Here is an 18147-nt window from a genome sequence, read left to right as displayed (position 1 = left end):
TTGGCACGCCCGGTCCGGTTCGCATGAAGTTGAACATCGAGCACGTGCTGAGCGGATTTCGAGGAAGCGAACCGGGGCGCCAGGCGTTGCCGCGGAGTATGAGCCTGCGCTTCTCCCTGATGGGTCCGGTCCGCGCCTGCCGAGACGGTCAGGAAGTCCAATTGGGGCCGCGCCAGCAACGCTCCGTTCTCGCCGCCCTGCTGCTGAACAACGGCGTCTGGCTGAGCAACGACCAGCTGATCGGCATGGTCTGGGACGAACCCACACCGAGTGCGGTGATGGCAGTGCGCACATACATGTACCGGCTCCGCCGTACGCTGCCTGAGCTGGACGTGAAGTCGGCCAACGGCGGTTACGCCGTCAACGCGGAGGTCCTGGACGACTGCCAGGGCGAGCCGCTGGAAGGCCTCCAGTCCGCTTACTTCGACGCGCAGCGTATCCGGCTGTCCCAGCAACGGCTCAAGGCCCGTGAGGACTGGCTCGAACGTGAACTCGATGTGCTGGAGCTGCAGAAACACAGTGCCGCGCACCCGCTGCGCGAACGTCCGCGTGCCCTGCTGATGTACGCGCTCTACCGTGACGGCAGACAAGCGGAGGCGCTCGACCAGTTCCACGAAGCGCGCTCGATCCTCAACCAGGAGCTCGGCATCGAGCCGGGGCCCGAGCTGCGCGCGCTGCATGAGTCCATCCTGCGCGGCGACCTCAAGTACGTGTACCGGCCTGAGCAACTGCCTTTGGACCTGGCCGACTTCACCGGGCGGGAAACCGAGATCGCGCAGGTGCTCAAGGCGCTGCCGGCCACCGTCGGGATCACCGGCATGCACGGCAGCGGCAAGACCACGCTCGCGACCAGGATCGGGCACCTCGTCAAACACCGATTCCCGGACGGACAGCTGTTCGTCCGGTCGACGGACGTCGCGGGCGAGCTGCTGCGCGCGGTCGGCGTGGAGAACCCCAAGGGCGACAAAGCGGCGCTGTGGCGGGAAAAGGCGCGCGGCAAGCGGTTCCTGGTGATCGTGGATGACGTCGAACGGGCCGCGGACGTCCGTGACCTCGCGACCCCTGGCTCGGCGATGATCCTCACCAGCGTGCGCAGGCTCAACGAGTTGCCGGGCGTGACGTGGGTGAACGTCGCCGGACTGGCGCCACAGGACGCGGTGGCGTTCCTGCGCACAGCCATCGGGCACCGGGTGGACGTCGAACCCGAGCACGTGGAGGAGTTGCTGGACCGCGTGTCCCGCTTGCCGCTGCCGATCCGGGTGCTCGGCGGGAAGCTGGCCTCTCGTCCAACATGGACGGTGGAGATGCTGCTGCGGCAGTTGTGCCAGGAAAAGGCGGTCGGTGACGCCACTCCGGTGGACTGCCAGGCGATACTGACGCCGTTGGTCAGGGCACAGCAGGAACTCGGCGCCGTGGAGGAACATCTCCTGATGCGGCTCGTGCGCCGCGACACCGCCGAGTTCAGGACGGTCGACGTCGCTGAGGCGTCCGGGCTCGCGCCGGACGCGATCGAGTTGGCCATGGAGGCGCTCGCGGATGTGCACCTGATCGAGCCGATCGAGCTCGGCCGGTATCGGCTGCCGCGCTTCGTGCAGCTGTACTTCGGTCTGCCCACGTCCATCCTGACCAGCTGATTCATCGCGAATTTATGGCTGGACCATCGGTGCCGAGCAAGTTCGTAGACATGCGAACTAACGAACTTGATGGGCAGCGGGCAGTGGTCACCGGCGCGACCGCGGGCATCGGCCGCGCGATCGCGGTCAAGCTCGCGGAGGCGGGTGCCACTGTCCACATCGTCGGCCGCCGAGAAGAGCTCGGCAAGCAAACCGTGCGGCTGGCCGAGCAGGCCGGTGGGGAGGCGCATCTGATCCTGGCTGACCTGGCGGACATCGAGGACGTGCGCAGGGTGGCCGCGGAAGTCGGCGAGACCGACGTGCTGGTGAACAACGCGGGCATCTACCCGTTCGCGCCGACCCCCGAGCAGTCGCTGGAAAGCTACGAGCAGGTGTTCGGAATCAACGTGCGCGCGGCGTACTTCCTCACGGCCGCTCTGGTGCCGTCGATGATCACCCGCAAACGTGGCTCGATCGTCAACGTCTCGTCGGTCGCCGGGCAGGTCGGTCCCGCGGGCACATCCGTCTACTCCGCCTCCAAGGCCGCGATGGACGCGCTGACCAGGTCGTGGGCCGCCGAATTCGGGACTGCGGGCGTACGGGTCAACTCCGTCGCGCCCGGCCCGATCCGCACCGACAACGCCGTTGAGAAAGTCGGGGAAGCCTTCGAGCAGTTCGGTGCCGACACGCTGCTCGGCCGGGTCGGCGAACCCGACGAGATCGCGGAGGCCGTGCTGTTCCTGGCGTCCTCACGATCCAGCTACATCACCGGCGCGGTGCTCAACGCCGACGGCGGTTACGTGGCGGTCTGAGACTCGGCCGCTGAAGGACTGGTAAGGGAAGCGGCTCGTGCGGGCCACTTCCCTTCCATTCCCCGTCAGAGCGAGGGCACCAGCATCCGGCGCCCGGCGGCGATTCCGCCGTCGACCGGTACACAAGCCCCTGTCAGATAAGCGAATTCGTCACCCGCCAGACCGAGGACAGCCTGGGCGATCATCGCAGGCGTGGCGACTTTCTTCAGCCCGTCGACGTTCTCCTGGCCAAGGTAGGCGAGCGCGCGCTGCCAGGTCGCGTCGTCAAGACCAGGCGGGCGGATCATCGCGGTGTCGGTGATGCCGGGCAGGATCGCGTTGACCCGGATGCCCTGGGCGCCGTACTCCAGCGCCGCCGACTTGACCAGCGCCTGCACGGCTTGTTTGGTGGCTTGATACGTGGACAGGTTGGGGCGGCCGACGATCGCACCCACCGACGAGTTCACGATGATGTGGCCGCCGCGAGCGAGCATGTGGGGAATCTGGTACTTCATCGCCAGGAACACTCCGCGCGCGTTGGTGTTCGTGACGTCGTCCCATTGCCCGGCCGTCACTTCGTGCAGTTTCGCGCTGATCTGCACGCCCGCGTTGTTGAAGGCGATGTCCAGCCGCCCGTACCGCCGGACCCCGCCGTCCACGAAGTGCCGGACCTCGTCGGGAACCCGCACATCGGCCTGTATGTAGGTGGCCTCGCCGCCTGCCGCCCGGATGCTTCTCTCGATTTCCCGGCCTAAATTGGCGCGGCGGCCACAGAACACGACTCTCGCCCCCGTCGCTGCGAAGGCGCGGGCGGTCGCTTCGCCGATACCCGAGGTCGCGCCGGTGATCATCACGACCTTCCCGCTGAACCGGCCAGGCGTCGTGGCGGCCGCCTGCGTGGCCAGCGCTCCGAGTCCCACACCTGCGGCCCCGCCCAACACGGCTCTTCTGCTCGGTGTCCCCATACCCGTCTCCCTAAAAGCAACTTTTTGTTGCTTTTAGCCTGCCGTGCTGGGCAGGTTAAGGTCAACCCGTGGCTGAGAGTCCTGTCAGGCGCACCGGCGGGCGCAGTGCCCAGGTCCGGGCAACGGTGCTGAACGCCGGGCTGGCGGAGCTCGTGGACGTCGGCTTCCACGCACTGAGCCTCGAAGGCATCGCCAAACGCGCCGGCGTGAACAAAACGACGCTCTACCGCCGTTGGGGGACAAGGGAAGCGTTGATGCTCGACGCCGTTCGCGAGCGCGCGTTCACCAAGGTTCCCATTCCGGACACGGGCACCCTGCGCGACGATCTCGTCGAGCTGGTGCGTGCGGCGATCGCCAACCTGCAGACCCCTGAGGTTCAGGCGATGGTCCGGGTGGGAATCTCCTTGGCGCCGCACGAGAGCTCAGTGGCCACAATGGTCAGTTCGTTTTGGACTGAGCGGTTGGCGGTGGACGGCGTGATCGTCGAGCGGGCGATCGACCGAGGGGAGATCGCCCCGGTCGACCCGGGTTCGGTGATCGAGGCCGTGCTGGGGCCGCCGTACTTCCGGCTGCTGATCACCGGGCGACCGGTGACCGACGACTTCCTTGTCGCGACAGTCGATCTGGTGCTGAGCGGACTTCGGTCGTGACGGACCACGCAGGGGTAAGAGGGCATTTCTACGCACACCGACTGGCGGTAGGACACACCGGCGTCACTGCCTAGCCTGGTGCGGACAACGCGTAGAAGGCGGTTTCAGTGGTAGTTCCCGCAGGATCCGAACCCCGGACCTCCCCATTGACCTCATGGGCGATCGGGGTGGTGATCGGTGCGGCGGTCGTCGGCCTGCTCTGGTTGGTGACCGCGGACTTCAGCGAACCCGACGGCGCCGAGGGCGACGCCGTCGCCGCTTGCGCGGCGCTGGAACGTATCGGCGAACTGAAGCCCATGACCGGACGCGCGGACAGGCTGCCCGAGAGCAACTACACACGCACTGCCGCCGACCGGCTCGCCGCCGCCAAAGCCCTCGCGCAGGCCGCGGCTCGTGACGATTCCCGTTACGCGACACTCAGTTCGACGATCGACCGGGCCGACGAGCTGATCAACCGCAAGCTCCGGCTCACCGACGAGTCGATCGGCGAACTCGACAGTGCCCGCAACCAATGCGCCAACCTCTGAGCACTCGGGTCCTAGATGGACGCTCAGTCAGGAGCCGCGGCGCTTACGGGAGCGGTTGAACCGCTTGTCTCGGTCGTGCCGGGTGGACATTTTCGAGCGCAGAGCGAGCTTTTCGGGTTTGGCAGGCTTCGCCGGTGGCTCGGGGAGCAGCCTCGCCAGCCGCGTCCCGGCGAAGTAACCGGCGGCCGCGCCTGCGACCGGGAAGCCCATCATCATCACGAAGAACAACGCGCCGTCGCTCGTGCCTGGGAAGTCCGCTGACACGACTTCCCGGGCCGTACTCACTCGTTTGCGGGGGACGACTCGTTCGTGAACGTCCACAGTGCCGGTGAGCTCGCGGACTGAGATCACGCGTTCGGCGACGGTGTTCGTTTCACCGTTCCACCGCACTTGGGCGTCGCAGGTCCAGGTGATCCACAGGTAGAGCGGATCCCTGGAGCACGTCTGCGTTTGGGCTTCGCCGGTGCGCTCGGCTTGCGGGAGCTCACTGGTTGTCAGGCCCATTCTGTGCTGCACCGCGATGAACGCCCAGATGCCGAGCAACGCGAGGACGCCGGCCAGGACGAAGGCCGGCCAGTGGTAGTACCGGCGGTCTGGGCTCATCTAGTCCTCGTCGGAGTTCACGGTCTCGTTCGTCGCCTTCGTTCCTTCTTTGACCACCTTCGTGCCCATGCCGTCCAGGCGCTTGCCGATGGCCGAGTTGCCCATCTTGTCCACGTAGTCCGTGTACGCCTTGAGTTTGCCCGAGTCCGGCGCCAGGTTGTCCAGTGTCTTGGTGGTTTGCTTGATCGCCTTGTTCGCTTCCCGGCCCAGTTCGGTCGACTTGCGGCCAAGCGCTTTGGCCGCGTCGGCCGACTTGTCGCCGAGCACGCGGTACTTGGCCACGAACTGCTGGATCGCCTGCAACAGCTTGCCAACCCGCTTCTGCAGTTTGGCAGCCAGCTGAACGGCGTCGGCGACGACGCTGGCGATGAACGCGCCCACCGACGCGCCGAACGTGAACCATGACGAGGCCAGCGCCAGCAGGGCACGGGTGATCACGTTGCTGATGAACGTCGCGATCATGTCGAAGATGATCGCCCTTGTGGTGGCGACCACGACCCCGGCGATCTTCACCCCGGATGCCGCGTCCTGCGCTTGCTTCGCGATGTGGCCGAGCGCGTCGATGTAGGACTGCGCCAGCTCGCGGTACTTGGTCGCCGAGTCACCGCGCCAGCCTTCGGTGAGCGCCATCGCGGCCTGGTACTCGTTCGTCGCGTCCACCAGCCGTTTGCCGATGTTCTGCCACGTCTCGGCGATCGCGTTGATCTGGCCGGGGTCCCCGGTCAGCACTTCGAGCGGCTCACGGATGAAGTCCAGGTGCTCCATCAGCCAGCCGATGCCCGCCTTCACCAGCTCACCGAGCGGGTTCATCACCATCGACAGCGCGTCCAGGCCGACCAGCGCGCCGTCGATGGTCAGTTCCTGCCAGTTCGATTCGTTGCCGATGTCCTTGACCAGGTTGGCGACCGACTCGACGCCACCGGAGCCCTCGAAACCGGTTTGCGCGTCCGGCTTCGCCACCAGGTCCTCGGCGCTCAACTCGTCCACCCCAGCTCGTCGTTCTGCGCTTTGATCTGCTGCTCGACGCCTGTGTAGTCGGTGATGGCGCGCTTGATCCCGTCGGCGAGCGCACCAGCGAGATCCGATGAGCTCTGCAGCAAGTCGTCCATGTCGCCCTGGAACGCCTGCAACGCGGGAATCATCAGCGGTGAGCACAGCACGCCGTACGCGCCGACACCGCCGAGGCCGACCTGCTGGCCCGCGGTGTTGGCCTCGCGGATCATGTCGGCGACGCCGGCGACCTTGCCGGCGTGCGTCGAGAGCGTCGCCGGGTCTTCGATCTCGTAACCGGGCGTGCTCACCTGCGATCACCGCCGTCGGAGAAGCCCTGGAAGCCCTCTTCGTCGTCGAAGTCGGTGCGCGGGCCCCGGCTGAAGTTCTCGAGACGTTCTTCCTGCTCGGTCGCCGGCAGCTCGGGCATGGCCTGGCGGACGATGTCCAACGCCTCGGAGTCCTCGCCGACCAGGCCGGCCATGATCTGCATGGTCTGCGTCGCGGCCTGCCGCGCAGCCTGGTTGTACGTGGTCAGAATCAGACCGGCCAGCTGCCGGTGGCCCATCCGGTCGGCCTCGGGCGACAGCGACAACGCGGTCATCCCGCCGCCCGGGTTCACAGTCACCGTCACGACCTGGTCCTGGCTCGTGCGGGTGACCGAGTTCTCCGCCAGCCTGGCCTGGGCGTCCTGTGCTTTGGCGAGCAGTGCCGCGGTGCGTTGCTCCTGCTCACGCATCCATTCATGCGGATCACGGATGTTCTCGGCGAACGGTACGGACACTGACCCCCCTTGGGCCGGACGGACGTCGTCACTGCATCGGGCAGCCTAGCCGTCAGGTCCGGATGGCGGGCGGGAACTCCGTGAAACGCGGGCGCGTCAGCGGGTGAGGACCTCGGAGATGACGTCGATGACGCTGGGGGCGTGCTGGTTGAGGTAGAAGTGGCCGCCCGGGTAGGTGCGCATGTCGAAGTGCGCTGTGGTGTGCTCGCCCCACGAACGCACCTCGTCCACGGTCGCCTTCGGGTCGCCGTCGCCGACCATCGCGTAGATCGGGCTGTTCACCGGCGGGCCCGGCTCGTAGCGGTAAGTCTCCGCGGCCCGGTAGTCGCTGCGCAGCGCCGGGAGCACGGATTGCAGGACCTCTTCGTCGTCCAGCAAAGTGGACTCCGCGGCTCCGAGTGACTTGATCTCGGCGATGAACCCCGCGTCGTCGAGCAAGTGGTACCGCTCGTCGCGGTGGCGCGAAGGAGCCCGGCGCCCGGACACGAACAGCGCCAAGGGTTTCACCCCTTCCCGCTCCAGCCGCAACGCGACCTCGAAGCCCAGAGTCGCACCCATGCTGTGGCCGAAGATCGCCAGCGGCTTGTCGGCCCACAGCAGCAACTGGGCGGCGACCGCGTCGGCCAGTTCGGCGATGCTGGACATGCAGGGTTCCCGCCTGCGGTCCTGACGGCCGGGGTACTGCACCGCCAGCACGCCGACCTTCGGCGACAGCGCTCGGGACACCGGGAAGTAGTAGCTCGCCGAGCCGCCGGCGTGCGGCAGGCAGGCCAGGTTGACCTTCGCGTCCGGGGCCGGGTGGAACCGTCGGACCCACAGCTGCGGGTCATGGCTGTTGCCAGTCAAGTCGAATCTCCCGTGACGTCGTGCAGCAGACGACTTGACTGTCCAGTCGGGACAGGCCCGGTTCAACCCCTAATCGGACCGCCCGCCCCCAGAAAACTCCTCAGCGCCAGCCCAGGGCGGGCGCGACATGGGTGAGCACGTTCTCGATCACGTGCGCGTTGTAGTCCACGCCGAGCTGGTTGGGCACGGTCAGCAGGAGCGTGTCGGCCTCCGCGATCGCCTCGTCCCCGGCGAGCTGGTCCACCAGCACGTCCGGCTCGGCGGCGTAGGTGCGGCCGAAGATCGCCCTGGTGTCGGCGTCGATGTAGCCGATCTGGTCGGCGCTCCCGGCGTCCCCGCCGAAGTACTGGTGGTCCAGCTCGGACGTCAGCGCGAAAATGCTGCGCGACACCGACACGCGCGGTTCGCGCTGCCACCCGGCCTCCGCCCAGGCCTTGCGGAACGCCCGGATCTGCTCGGCCTGCTGGACGTGGAACGGAGCCCCGCCCTCGTCGTTCTTGAGGGTCGAGCTCATCAGGTGCATGCCTTGCTGGGCAGCCCACACCGCGGTGCCGTTGGACGCCGCACCCCACCAGATCCGGTCGCGCAACCCCGGCGAGTGCGGCTCGACACGCAGCAGCCCAGGCGGGTTGGCGAACATCGGGCGTGGGTTGGGCTCGGCGAACCCCTTGCCCTGCAACACCATCAGCAGGACCTCGGCGTGCTTGCGGGCCATGTCGGCCTCGGTCTCGCCCTCGCTGGGCTGGTAGCCGAAGTACCGCCACCCGTCGATCACCTGCTCGGGCGAGCCACGGGAGATGCCGAGCTGAAGCCTGCCACCGGCGATGAGATCGGCGGCACCGGCGTCCTCGGCCATGTACATCGGGTTCTCGTACCGCATGTCGATCACGCCAGTGCCGATCTCGATGCGTTCGGTCTTCGCCCCGATCGCGGCCAGCAGGGGGAACGGCGACGCGAGTTGCCTGGCGAAGTGGTGCACCCGGAAATAGGCACCGTCGGCACCCAGTTCCTCCGCGGCCACGGCCAGGTCAACGGCCTGCAGCAGCGCGTCCGACGCCGACCTCGTCTGCGAGTGCGGGCTGTCCGACCAGTGCCCGAACGAGAGGAAACCGATGTTCTTCATGTCCTCGACAACACCCCGCCGCGTTGATTGATTCCTCAACTAACTTACGCTGTGCCTAGGGTGGCGGTCATGACGGAGCAGGTGCTTGAGGTCAACGGTGTCGAACTGTGCGTCGAGACCTTCGGAGACCGCGCGGACCCCACGATCCTGCTCGTCGCCGGAGCCGGTGCGTCGATGCTCTGGTGGGACGCGGACCTGTGCCATCAGATCGCGGCGTCAGGCCGGTTCGTCATCCGCTACGACAACCGGGACACCGGCAGGTCCACCAGCTATCCACCGGGGCAGCCGGGCTACTCGCTGACCGACGTCACCGAGGACGCGCTCGGCATGCTGGAGGCCTTCGGCATCGACCGCGGGCACCTGGTCTGCCAGTCGATGTTCGGCGGAGTCGGGCTGATCGCCGGGGTGGATCACCCTGACCGAATCGCGTCGCTGACGTTCGTGAGCACCTCCACGGGTGAGGATGGTCTCCCGCCGCCCTCGACCGTGTTCCCAGCCGAACCGGATCCCGCCGACCTCACCGCGGTGATCGATTTCGTGGTCGAGTCCGTACGGGCGGAATCGGGCGGTTCCCCGTACTTCGACGAAGCCGCCACACGGGCGCTGGTCGAGCGCGATCTGGCCCGCGCCCGCGACTACGCGGCGACCCTCACCAACCACTACCTCATCACGTTCGACCCTCCCGTCAACGGAGGCTTTCGTGACATCGAGGCGCCGACGTTGGTCGTGCACGGGGATCGGGATCCACTGCTTCCCCTGCCGCATGGCGAGGCGTTGCGTGACGCGATACCGGGCGCCGAACTGGTGGTCCTGCCGGAAGCGGGGCACGCTGTGCCGCGGCCCACGTGGGACGTCTTCGTCCCGGCGCTGATCCGGCACACCGCGGGCTAGAGGTCCAGTTCGGGAGCGACCCGGAAAAGTTCGGTGCGAAGCAGCCGGATGGCCGGGTTGAGCTGTTGCGGGCGGGGCCGTCGACGCTTGCCGAGCTTCCACCACGGATCCGGCCGCAGCAGGCCCGCCGCGACCTCGTGGCCCTGCTGGAACGCCACGTAGAGGCCGAAGTCCAGCTGGTGGCGAGGCCCGGACAACAGCTGCGCCGTCACTTCGAGCAGGTGGCACAGCTGGGTGAGCAACTTCTCGACGAAGGGTTCGGTGTACGGCTTGGCGGTCCGGGAAAGATCGACGCTGACCTTCGGCATCGACGGCAGTTTCGGGCGTTGCGGCAGCGGCTTGCCCAGCGGCTTGCCCTTCGGCTGCTCGGCGGCCTGCCGGATCTTCGCCAACCACTCCTCGGACAACTCGTCATCGGCCACCGCGTCAGCATGACACCCCGGACCTCACGAGGTGCAGCGGCCGTTCAGCCCTTGACCCACGACAAACTTGAGCCCGCACTGCCGCCGAGGGACAGTGCGGGCTTGGTCTCACGCAGTGGCGACGGTGACGCCCAGACCGCTTTCCACGTCCGAGATCTTGTGCATCAGCACGGTGTCCGGGCTGGCCTCACCGATGATCATGCCGCGGATGATCGCGTCGGCGGTGCCGGATTGGGAGTACACCGGGCCGCCGGAGTCGCCGCCCTGCACGATCGTCACGCCGGGGCGCCTGCCCACCATCAGTCCGCTGGTGCAGCCGAACTCATCACACGCTGTTCCGCTGCTCAGGCTGATCATTGTGATGCTGCATCTGGCTCCGGTGATCGAGCCGCTGACACAAATGGGGGTGGTCAGGGTTGGGTCGCCCTTGCCGATCACCCGTCGCTTCGTCGGCGCGCCGGGGTCGGTGTGGATGAAGGGTTCGTAGCTGACGGTGAAAAACCCGTGCAGGCGAGCCATGTCCCGAGTGGTGGTGCGCAGGCTGCCTTGGGTTTGGCCGTAGAAGAGGCCTGCTCCCGTGTGGTAGTTGACGATGTTGCCGTGTCCCGCGCAGTGCCCGGCGGTCACCGAGCCGAGGACGCCGAAGCCGTCACGGATCGCGAAGCCGGATGTGCATTGGCGAGCAGTGGGGGAGTCAGGGGTGATGAACGCTCCACCGGTGAACGGCGGCAGGTTGTTGAACCGGTCGCCTGCCTGGATGGTGGGTGTTTCCGCGGTGTAGCTCACCGCCACTTGATCACCGAGTGCCCGGCTGAGCGCGGTCCCGACGGCTCGGTTGCGGTCCGGGAACGAGACGTGATACTTCGAGTCCGTTGGGTCGAAGTAGTAGCCGTAGCTGATGCGGGCCGCGTCCGGGTGCCAGGCGCGGGCGGCGAGCACGTCGTCCGCCCGCTGGGCGCTGTGCGCGGCCGGGCTCGCGGTCACGGCGAGTCCCGTGACCATCGCGGCTATCAGAAATACCTTGGTACGCATGGGGATCTCCTCATTACTGTGCGGTGAATTCCGGGATGTCGATGTAGTCCGTCCACACCACGCGGGACGTGCTCGCCGGATCGGCCACCGACCAGGCCTCGCGGCGTTCCTCAACCAGAATTCGGCCTGCCATCAGGCGATCAAGATCCGCTCCGGTCGCGGTGGTGCGGATCACGCCTTGGCACAAGGTTCCGGTCGGGCTGACCGGCGCGATCCACTTCGGCTCCACCGCGGGCGCGTCAACGCAGATGTCCTGGGCGTTCGCGTCGAGCAGCCGGGTCTGCCAGCGGGCCTCGATGAAGCTCGAGCCGCCGAACGCCTGCACGCTCACCTGGATCTGGTCCGCCCCGGTCTTCGAGGCGTGCAGGTAGCGGGTGGGCGGCAGGCCGACGAAGTCGGTCAGGACAGTGGCCGAGCATTCCGGGTGGAACTCGCTCGTGCCAGGTTGGTAGCGCACCAACGACAGTCGCACCATCGGGAAGACGCGGCCACGCAACTCGGTGGCGTCCATGTCGAACTCGATGTCGGCGAACCACAGGTCGCGCTCGGCGTCGAACTGGACTTCCACACCGGCGATGGCGTGGCCGAGCGAACCCTCCGGGTTGTCCGGCAGGTCGGCCGACAGCCCGGTGTGCACCCGGTTGGAGATCATCGCGGGCGCCAGGTGGGGTGCGGGCTCGCTGTTGATCTCGTACGGATCACTGCCCCAGTGCGAGATCAGGTCCCGGTAGGCGCCGTTGGCGACTGTATCGCCGAATTCCTGGCTCTGGGTCACCGAGACGCCGAGCAGTTCCCCCTCGCCGGTGGTGAACCACGGGCGGCGCAAGTAAACCCGCACACCGATGGTCTCGTGGATGCTGGTCAGGCTGTTGCCGTGGACCGTACGCGCATAGCGGCGCAACGGGATCACTGAGTGGATCCGGGGTGGTTCCGGGCGTCTGGTGGATCGTACGTCGTACTTGGCGGGCTCACTCTCACGAACCATGCTGCGGTCGCCCGGTTCAGCGACTGGGAAGTACTCGCGGAATCGCGTTGTGCCGACGGCACGGTAGGACACGATCCGGCGTTTGGTGTCGCCGAAGTGGTGGCGGACGTCGAAAGGCAGCGGGCCGGAGGTGCCCGGGTTGATTCGGACCGTGCCCGCGACCGCGCGTCGTTGTTCGTACCGCACCGGGCCGAAGCCGCGATCGATGATCTCCGTCCACGTTCCTTCGATGTCTACTGTGGACGTGCTCGGCGCGTGTGCGGTCACCGTTCCCTTGATCCGGTCGGACGTGCTGTGCAGTGGACGATCCGGCGAGAACCCGAAGGGCGGTGGTGGGTCCACTTTGATCGTCGGTGCGATCAACGGCTTGCGCACCGCGTGCACGAGGGTGATCTGCTCGGCCGGGGTGAGCCACGGGATCTGCCCGGCCAGCGCGGCGGCCTCGATCGCCGGGTGCAACGGTTCGATCGCGGCGAGACCCGGCTTGCTCAACGCGGAACTGAGCGTGACCGTGATCTCGGCGGCAGGCGGCACGACGACTTCCACTGTGGAGCGTTCGCCCTTCTGGGGTGGTGGCACGATTGTGGTCTTGCCTTCCTGTCCTGCCCGCGCCACAAGGCGGTGTGGCCCGACGTCGGGCCAGGAGCCGTGCCACGGCACCACAACTGGTTCGGTCGTGCCGGGCAGCCCAGCCCAGGCCGAACCGGTCGAAAGCGGATCGGCGAGGTAGGGCACGACGAGTGTGTCGGTGTTGTGCACTACGTATTCGCCGTCCGCCAGCGGTTCGCCACGCGGGATCGGCAACGTCGAGACCGGTGGCGGTGCGCCGACGTTGGTGACGATCGCGATTCCTTCGGCCGGCCGGGCGACTCCGTCCGGTCCTGGCACCATCTCGTCGAGGAATGTGCCCTGCTCGCGTTTGGCCAAGGCGAGCATACGATCACGAACGCCTTGCGGTACCGTGGATCCGAACGCGGAGTCGAACATCCCGTGCCGCTCGACCAAGTGCTGGCTCGCCTTGGCCGGAGCGATGTGCCGCTCGCAGGACGTGCCAAGCGGGTTGCCGTCCCCGTCGGAACGCACGACGATTCGGCGCAACGACTCGCCAGGCTGGAAAGCCGCACGGGGCACCAGTACCGGCGCCGGGACGGGTTCCCGCCTGCGGAAGGTGAACGGCATGGATGCCTTGTCCTGCCCGGCGATCTGCGGATCGATCGAGTTGCCCGCGAAGTCCGCCGTGCGGACCCGGAACCGGTATTTGGCGCCGTAACGCAGTGGTGTCAAGGAACCAGGCTCCGCGGCGACGTCGATCAGCAGCGGCATTCCTGGAACCGGCCTGCGGTCCGGATCGGCGACTTCGGGCTGGCCCGGCTCGGCGGCCACAGTCCGGCCAGGCTTGCGTGCCACCAGGCTCCAGCCGTCGAAGGTGAACACCTCGTCGTTGACGAACAGGTGCGGCACTCCGTCCGGTCCTCGTTGCTCGATCGGGCTGAACGGGTCGATCGCGCCTTCGTCCTTGACTTCGATGACCTGCGGTGCCTTGCCGTCAGCCGATTCCACCGTGTACTTGATCCGGCGGCGCATGAGCGACCGGAAAGGACCGTCGTCCTTGGCGACGTCCACTCGGTACCCGGCGGTGACGTCATCGGCGTACAACACCGGCGCTTCCTGTACCTCGGCCGGTCCCATTCCGGAGTCGAAGCGTGCGTTACGAGCGAGGACGTGCGCGAAGGTACGTGCGCACCGATCGTTCTGCGCCACGATGATTCCCGCGTCCCGTCTTGTCGGCACGGTGTCCGCTGCTGCTTGCGAGCCCGCCGCGGCACGGCCCTGCGCGGCCAGGTTCGCCGTTCCGGCCAAGGTGGCCAGCTGCGCCACGACCGGGACCGGATCGACATCGGTGATCACGTAGTGCTGGCTGGAAGCGTTGGGACGCAGGTCAAGCTGACCGCCCTGGACCTCGGTATCCGGTGCGCCGGGCTGGGTGGTCATGGTGAAGCTGCGGGCGGCCGGCGTGCAGCGGACCGCGCTCCAGGGCTGCCGCAGCTGCGGGTGCAACGGCTGGCCTTGCGCGTTGCCGATCCTGATCAGCCGTTCACCGTGGAAAACTGGGATGCTCAGGTCGATCCGCAGACCGACCCGGACCGCGAGCGCGGGGTGATCCATCAGCAGCCCGATGATCTGGTGCAGTTCGGCGTCGGCCAGCGTCGGGATCGAGGTCAGATGCCCGGGCTGCGGCGGGTTGACAGCCGGCGCGGAACTGGCCGCCAGAAGTCTGCGCAGGACGGGCACCAGTGCGACGACGTCGGCCGCGGCGTCCCGGCCTTGCTCACGCAAAGCCTGCCGCGCCTGGTTCAGCCGCGCCGCGGTGAGCCGCCGGGGATCGAGCAGATCGTCGATCTCCGTGGCCCGCAACGCTTCAGCGGACAACCACTCCGCCAGCCCGGTGACGACTCGCCGGACGGGATGGTCGCCAACGCGCTGCGGGTCCGCGGTCGCCGCGTACAGCTGATCCACTGTGGACAGGGCGGCGCCGAACGGGAACGCCGACTCGGCCGGTGCGAAGATCGGTGTGGCCGCCGTTCCCGCGTACGGCAGAGCCGGTGCGTCCGGCGGCAGCAGCCGGTCCCACAACGCTTGGTCAGGCCGGGGGCTGGTGATCGTCGCCGGGATCAGCTCGGTACTGCCTGCGGTCACCACAGTCAACGTGCCGAGCCCGGCGACCACCGTCGGCCAGCGGGCGATCAGCGAGTCCGCGGCGACGGAGTCGCCCGGTTGCTTGGTGAGCACCCGTGGCGAGGCAACCAGGCTGAGAGTGGCCCGCGTGCCATTCTCACTGACCCCGGCTGGCAGCAGGGTCCACAACACACTCATCGTCATGACAGGCTCCGGATCACGCGAACGCGAGGCAGTAGGTGTCCCATGGCCGGGGGCCGTCCCCGCCCGGATCCATGAGCTGGGCGAAGGTCGGGTCGCCGTTGGACCCGGCGAAGGTCCGTTCCATCGACACGCGGACGGTCTTGGACACGAAGAGCAGCTTGACCTTGACCGACATCTCGGCACGGCCGCGCAGGACGCCGTTGTCGTAGGTCAGCGCGAGGAACAGCTCGATCGCGGCCGAGATGAGGCCGAGCACGTTGAGCTCGCCGCGAATGCGCAGGTATCCGGTGAGCCGCTCCCGATTTTCCTCGACGAGGAAGTACACGCCACCCATCGCCGAGACGGAACCCTTGGCCACCCCCAGATTGACCCGCATCGACGCACCGAACTCGAGCGCTCCCTCCAGCCGCACCAGACCTGAGCCCGCGGACATCGCCAGCGCGAGATAGCCGCCGCCGCCCAGCGCCGAGACGGTCAGCCGGAACGGGTTGCCGAACGTGGCGAAGTTCAGCGCCAGTTCGGGCGCCTGGTCGAAGAACACGTCCAGCTGCGCGCCGAACACGATGTTCTCCAGGCTGAACATGCCGACCGCGACATTGGGCACCGGCGCGGAGAACGTGGACCGCACCCGGTCGGGCAGCACGTCGAGGGCGGGCGGGTCGTGGAACCCCGCCGGGTCGACCAACCGGGCCAGCACGCCGACGAACGCGAGCACGCCGAGGAACTGCACGCGACCGAGCTCGGCGTCCAAGTCCGGTTTGCGGCCGTCGATCGAGGTGAACGAGAGTTTCCGGAACGGCACCACCACCAGGTCCTGCGGGCCGAGGCCGAAGCACAGGTCGACGTGGCTGACCGTGCACGTCGTGCGGGCGACGCCACCGCCGGCCGCGGGCGTGACGACCGACTCGATGGTGAGCTCTGGCTGCCCGCCGGATCCCTTGCGCAGCCGCGCGAAGCCGCCAGGCGCTGGGATCACGTTCTGCTTGGCGAAGAGCCGAGTGGTCCACCGGACCGTCTGGGACCGCAGGCCGTCGACGATGCCCTGCGAGATCACCGGAGCGTCGGCCAACAGCCCGCTGTCCGGGATCAGCTCCTTGATCTTGACGATGCCGAGCAGGGTGAACTGGTCGAGCGCGGACTTGAACCACTGCTTCGGATCGAATGTACCGGCCACCGTCTGTTCGACGATGCCGCCGACTGGGCCGAGCCGCCGTGACAATCCGGTGACATGCATGGACAACGCGGACGCGATGCCGCCGTTGACCGCGCGCTCGGCCAGACCCAGCACCGGACTCGTCTCCGCTATGCGCAGGAACACCTCGCCCGGGTTGGCTGTCCCGAAGCCGTTGTCCAGGAACGTGGTCACATAACGGAGTTCGAGCGGCACCGGCGCCTGAGTGAACCGCTCGATGCCCGGAACGCGCCCGGTCAGCTCACGGAACACCGGGCGAAACGAACTGTCCGGAGTGGCCCCAAGGCGAGCCAGGTTGGCGATCACATCGACGCCGTCCAACGGCCGTGGGGCTGCCGAAGCCCCACCAACCGGACCGGGATCGGCGATCGCGATGGTCTGTCCGTCGAGCCGCGCGGTCGAGAGGTCCAGCCGGTTGGCGTACGCCGTGGCGAGGTCGCCGAACGTCGGCTGGCCGCTGACCGTGCCGAAGCCTTCCGGCACGAACACCAGCGGCAGTTCGAACCGGACCGGACGGCCCGCTCGATCCGTTGCCAGGCATTTGAAGTGGGCCGTGTACTTGCTGGTGCCCACGCCGACGCGGATGTAGCGGGCCGAGCCGATCAACGTCTCGACGGTCCCGTTTGGAGTCTCGGTGGTGAGCAGTTCGACCGAGCTGAACGGAAACTGCCGACCGGCCTTGTCGTTGCCCGGATAGTTCTTGATCGGATTTCGCACCGTGACGCGGTCCCGTGCTCGCAGGCGTGTCCTGCTGCCGTTGGGAACGCCGTTGATCACTCGTTCGCGGGTGATCGTGAGGATCGCCTCGTGGCCGAAGGGGTACAACCGGCCGAAGAGCACTCGGCGCTCGTACTGGTCACGTCCCAATGCTGTGCGATGCCGCCACGCCTTCAGCATCGGTGCGCCCGGCCAATCCCCGCGCATGTCCACAGTGGCCCCCAACGGGCTGAGGATCACGTGGCTCGCACGCAACGGCGACGCTGATGTGGCCTGGTTCGCGACTGCTGTGGCCTCCTCGATGGACAGCGTGCTGAGCGCGGAGTTCACATCAGCTGCCCATGCCGCTGATGTGCCCGAGGCTGTCTTGGCCCGTAAGCCGATCAGGTCCGCACTGCGCTCGACGACACCACCGCCGAGCCGGGCGACGGCCAGCCGCGTGTGCCAGTACTCAATCCGTCCATTGTGGTCAGCTGGGTCGACGGAGTGCGTGAACCTGGTCGAGTTTCCTCGCGGTGTCAAGTCCAACCGGGACGACACCGCCAACGCCGACGCGGGCAGCGTCGTGGCGGCCGGAGCGCTGACAATCGGCACAGCGGGGAGATCTGCTTGTGCGGCGCCCCGCTTGGCCAGGTCGTCGCGGTGTGCGGTGCCAGTTGGCTCGCTGAGCACCTCGACAGCTGAGGAGAACTCGGCCTCGGCTGCGGCAGGGGCGACTTCCCCGGCTCGCGGGTCGACCACGAGCGGCAGATCCCGGACCGCGGCAAGAATTCCGGTGAGGGAGAACGGGATGCCCGGGTGGTTCGCCGGAACCTTGAACGTGAGCACGGTAGGCGCCGAGATGACCAGCCGGGATGGTACGCCGGTCAACCGTTCCATCACGTGCTGCGCGGCCAACGTCACCACGATGCCGCAGTCGGTGGCGCCGTTGGTGGGCCGCAGTACGTGACCTGCCCCTGCGGGCATCGGGACCAGCCCGATCAGGTCGACTTCGACGCGTACCTGGTCGCTCGGCCGGACCAGGATGAATCTGTTCGCGTGGTTCATGGGCAACCGGTACTTCCGCTCGGTGGCGTGGTCGGGGCCATACGACACCAAGCGGCGGAACTCCCGGGCAATACGCAATTTTGCGGAGT

The 18147-nt window shown here is 67.5% G+C and carries 16 protein-coding genes; 5 read left to right on the top strand and 11 right to left on the bottom strand.

Features of this window, described 5'->3' with window-relative positions:
* The first annotated feature begins 23 nt into the window (after positions 1–23).
* Entirely contained in the window at positions 24–1634 is a 1611-nt protein-coding gene (locus B9C43_RS43120) for an AfsR/SARP family transcriptional regulator (protein WP_084433185.1), read from the top strand.
* A 50-nt stretch (positions 1635–1684) separates the two neighbouring features.
* Positions 1685–2425, top strand: coding sequence for an SDR family NAD(P)-dependent oxidoreductase (locus B9C43_RS43115; protein ID WP_084433467.1), 741 nt, complete (start codon positions 1685–1687; stop codon positions 2423–2425).
* 65 nt (positions 2426–2490) lie between these two features.
* On the opposite strand, the gene B9C43_RS43110 is transcribed toward B9C43_RS43115, so the two are convergent.
* On the bottom strand, positions 2491–3369 hold the full coding sequence (locus tag B9C43_RS43110; RefSeq protein WP_084433184.1) for an SDR family NAD(P)-dependent oxidoreductase: 879 nt from the start codon (positions 3367–3369) through the stop codon (positions 2491–2493).
* Between the two features lie 68 nt (positions 3370–3437).
* On the opposite strand from B9C43_RS43110, the gene B9C43_RS43105 reads away from it, so the two are divergent.
* Together B9C43_RS43105 and B9C43_RS57110 are read left to right on the top strand one after the other, a co-directional pair.
* A complete protein-coding gene (locus B9C43_RS43105) occupies positions 3438–4019 on the top strand; it encodes a TetR/AcrR family transcriptional regulator (protein ID WP_084433183.1) in 582 nt (193 codons plus the stop codon).
* 146 nt (positions 4020–4165) lie between these two features.
* A complete protein-coding gene (locus B9C43_RS57110) occupies positions 4166–4546 on the top strand; it encodes a hypothetical protein (protein ID WP_033382439.1) in 381 nt (126 codons plus the stop codon).
* 27 nt (positions 4547–4573) lie between these two features.
* Here B9C43_RS57110 and B9C43_RS43095 read toward each other — a convergent pair whose 3' ends face one another.
* From B9C43_RS43095 to B9C43_RS43070, 6 genes are all read right to left on the bottom strand, one after another.
* Complete coding sequence (locus tag B9C43_RS43095) at positions 4574–5149, bottom strand: DUF6346 domain-containing protein (RefSeq protein ID WP_084433182.1); 576 nt, start codon at positions 5147–5149, stop codon at positions 4574–4576.
* Positions 5150–6136 carry a WXG100 family type VII secretion target gene (locus tag B9C43_RS43090; RefSeq protein ID WP_051895254.1) on the bottom strand — a complete coding sequence of 329 codons (987 nt, stop codon included), beginning with the start codon at positions 6134–6136 and terminating at the stop codon, positions 5150–5152.
* Positions 6124–6450 carry a hypothetical protein gene (locus tag B9C43_RS43085; protein ID WP_051895253.1) on the bottom strand — a complete coding sequence of 109 codons (327 nt, stop codon included), beginning with the start codon at positions 6448–6450 and terminating at the stop codon, positions 6124–6126. The genes B9C43_RS43090 and B9C43_RS43085 overlap by 13 nt, the downstream gene beginning before the upstream one ends.
* The gene (locus B9C43_RS43080; protein ID WP_084433181.1) at positions 6447–6923 is read right to left on the bottom strand and encodes a YbaB/EbfC family nucleoid-associated protein; all 477 of its coding nucleotides are present in this window, start codon (positions 6921–6923) and stop codon (positions 6447–6449) included. The genes B9C43_RS43085 and B9C43_RS43080 overlap by 4 nt, the downstream gene beginning before the upstream one ends.
* Positions 6924–7019: 96 nt before the next feature.
* Entirely contained in the window at positions 7020–7769 is a 750-nt protein-coding gene (locus B9C43_RS43075; RefSeq protein ID WP_033382437.1) for a thioesterase II family protein, read from the bottom strand.
* A 100-nt stretch (positions 7770–7869) separates the two neighbouring features.
* A complete protein-coding gene (locus tag B9C43_RS43070; protein ID WP_033382436.1) occupies positions 7870–8892 on the bottom strand; it encodes an LLM class flavin-dependent oxidoreductase in 1023 nt (340 codons plus the stop codon).
* 69 nt (positions 8893–8961) lie between these two features.
* On the opposite strand from B9C43_RS43070, the gene B9C43_RS43065 reads away from it, so the two are divergent.
* Positions 8962–9783 (top strand): alpha/beta fold hydrolase, encoded by an 822-nt coding sequence (locus B9C43_RS43065; RefSeq protein WP_033382441.1) that lies wholly within the window; start codon positions 8962–8964, stop codon positions 9781–9783.
* Here B9C43_RS43065 and B9C43_RS43060 read toward each other — a convergent pair.
* From B9C43_RS43060 to B9C43_RS43045, 4 genes are all read right to left on the bottom strand, one after another.
* Complete coding sequence (locus tag B9C43_RS43060; protein ID WP_084433180.1) at positions 9780–10205, bottom strand: hypothetical protein; 426 nt, start codon at positions 10203–10205, stop codon at positions 9780–9782. The genes B9C43_RS43065 and B9C43_RS43060 overlap by 4 nt on opposite strands.
* A 108-nt stretch (positions 10206–10313) precedes the next feature.
* The gene (locus B9C43_RS43055; RefSeq protein ID WP_084433179.1) at positions 10314–11237 is read right to left on the bottom strand and encodes a chymotrypsin family serine protease; all 924 of its coding nucleotides are present in this window, start codon (positions 11235–11237) and stop codon (positions 10314–10316) included.
* A gap of 13 nt (positions 11238–11250) precedes the next feature.
* Entirely contained in the window at positions 11251–15102 is a 3852-nt protein-coding gene (locus B9C43_RS57105; protein WP_084433178.1) for a hypothetical protein, read from the bottom strand.
* Positions 15103–15115: 13 nt separating this feature from the next.
* Positions 15116–18136: a hypothetical protein gene (locus tag B9C43_RS43045; protein ID WP_143447002.1), complete on the bottom strand. Its 3021-nt coding sequence runs from the start codon at positions 18134–18136 to the stop codon at positions 15116–15118.
* Positions 18137–18147: the final 11 nt, after the last annotated feature.

Source organism: Kibdelosporangium aridum (assembly GCF_900176515.1).
GTDB classification, from domain to species: Bacteria; Actinomycetota; Actinomycetes; order Mycobacteriales; family Pseudonocardiaceae; genus Kibdelosporangium; species Kibdelosporangium aridum.
Note: the sequence above shows the minus strand (reverse complement) of the source record. Positions and strands in the feature narration are given on the sequence as shown.

Coding starts and splice junctions, on each gene's coding strand:
- B9C43_RS43055 (WP_084433179.1), bottom strand. CDS start 11,237: ATGCGTACCAAGGTATTTCTGATAGCCGCGATGGTCACGGGACTCGCC.
- B9C43_RS57105 (WP_084433178.1), bottom strand. CDS start 15,102: ATGACGATGAGTGTGTTGTGGACCCTGCTGCCAGCCGGGGTCAGTGAG.
- B9C43_RS43095 (WP_084433182.1), bottom strand. CDS start 5,149: ATGAGCCCAGACCGCCGGTACTACCACTGGCCGGCCTTCGTCCTGGCC.
- B9C43_RS43065 (WP_033382441.1), top strand. CDS start 8,962: ATGACGGAGCAGGTGCTTGAGGTCAACGGTGTCGAACTGTGCGTCGAG.
- B9C43_RS43115 (WP_084433467.1), top strand. CDS start 1,685: ATGCGAACTAACGAACTTGATGGGCAGCGGGCAGTGGTCACCGGCGCG.
- B9C43_RS43110 (WP_084433184.1), bottom strand. CDS start 3,369: ATGGGGACACCGAGCAGAAGAGCCGTGTTGGGCGGGGCCGCAGGTGTG.
- B9C43_RS43120 (WP_084433185.1), top strand. CDS start 24: ATGAAGTTGAACATCGAGCACGTGCTGAGCGGATTTCGAGGAAGCGAA.
- B9C43_RS43070 (WP_033382436.1), bottom strand. CDS start 8,892: ATGAAGAACATCGGTTTCCTCTCGTTCGGGCACTGGTCGGACAGCCCG.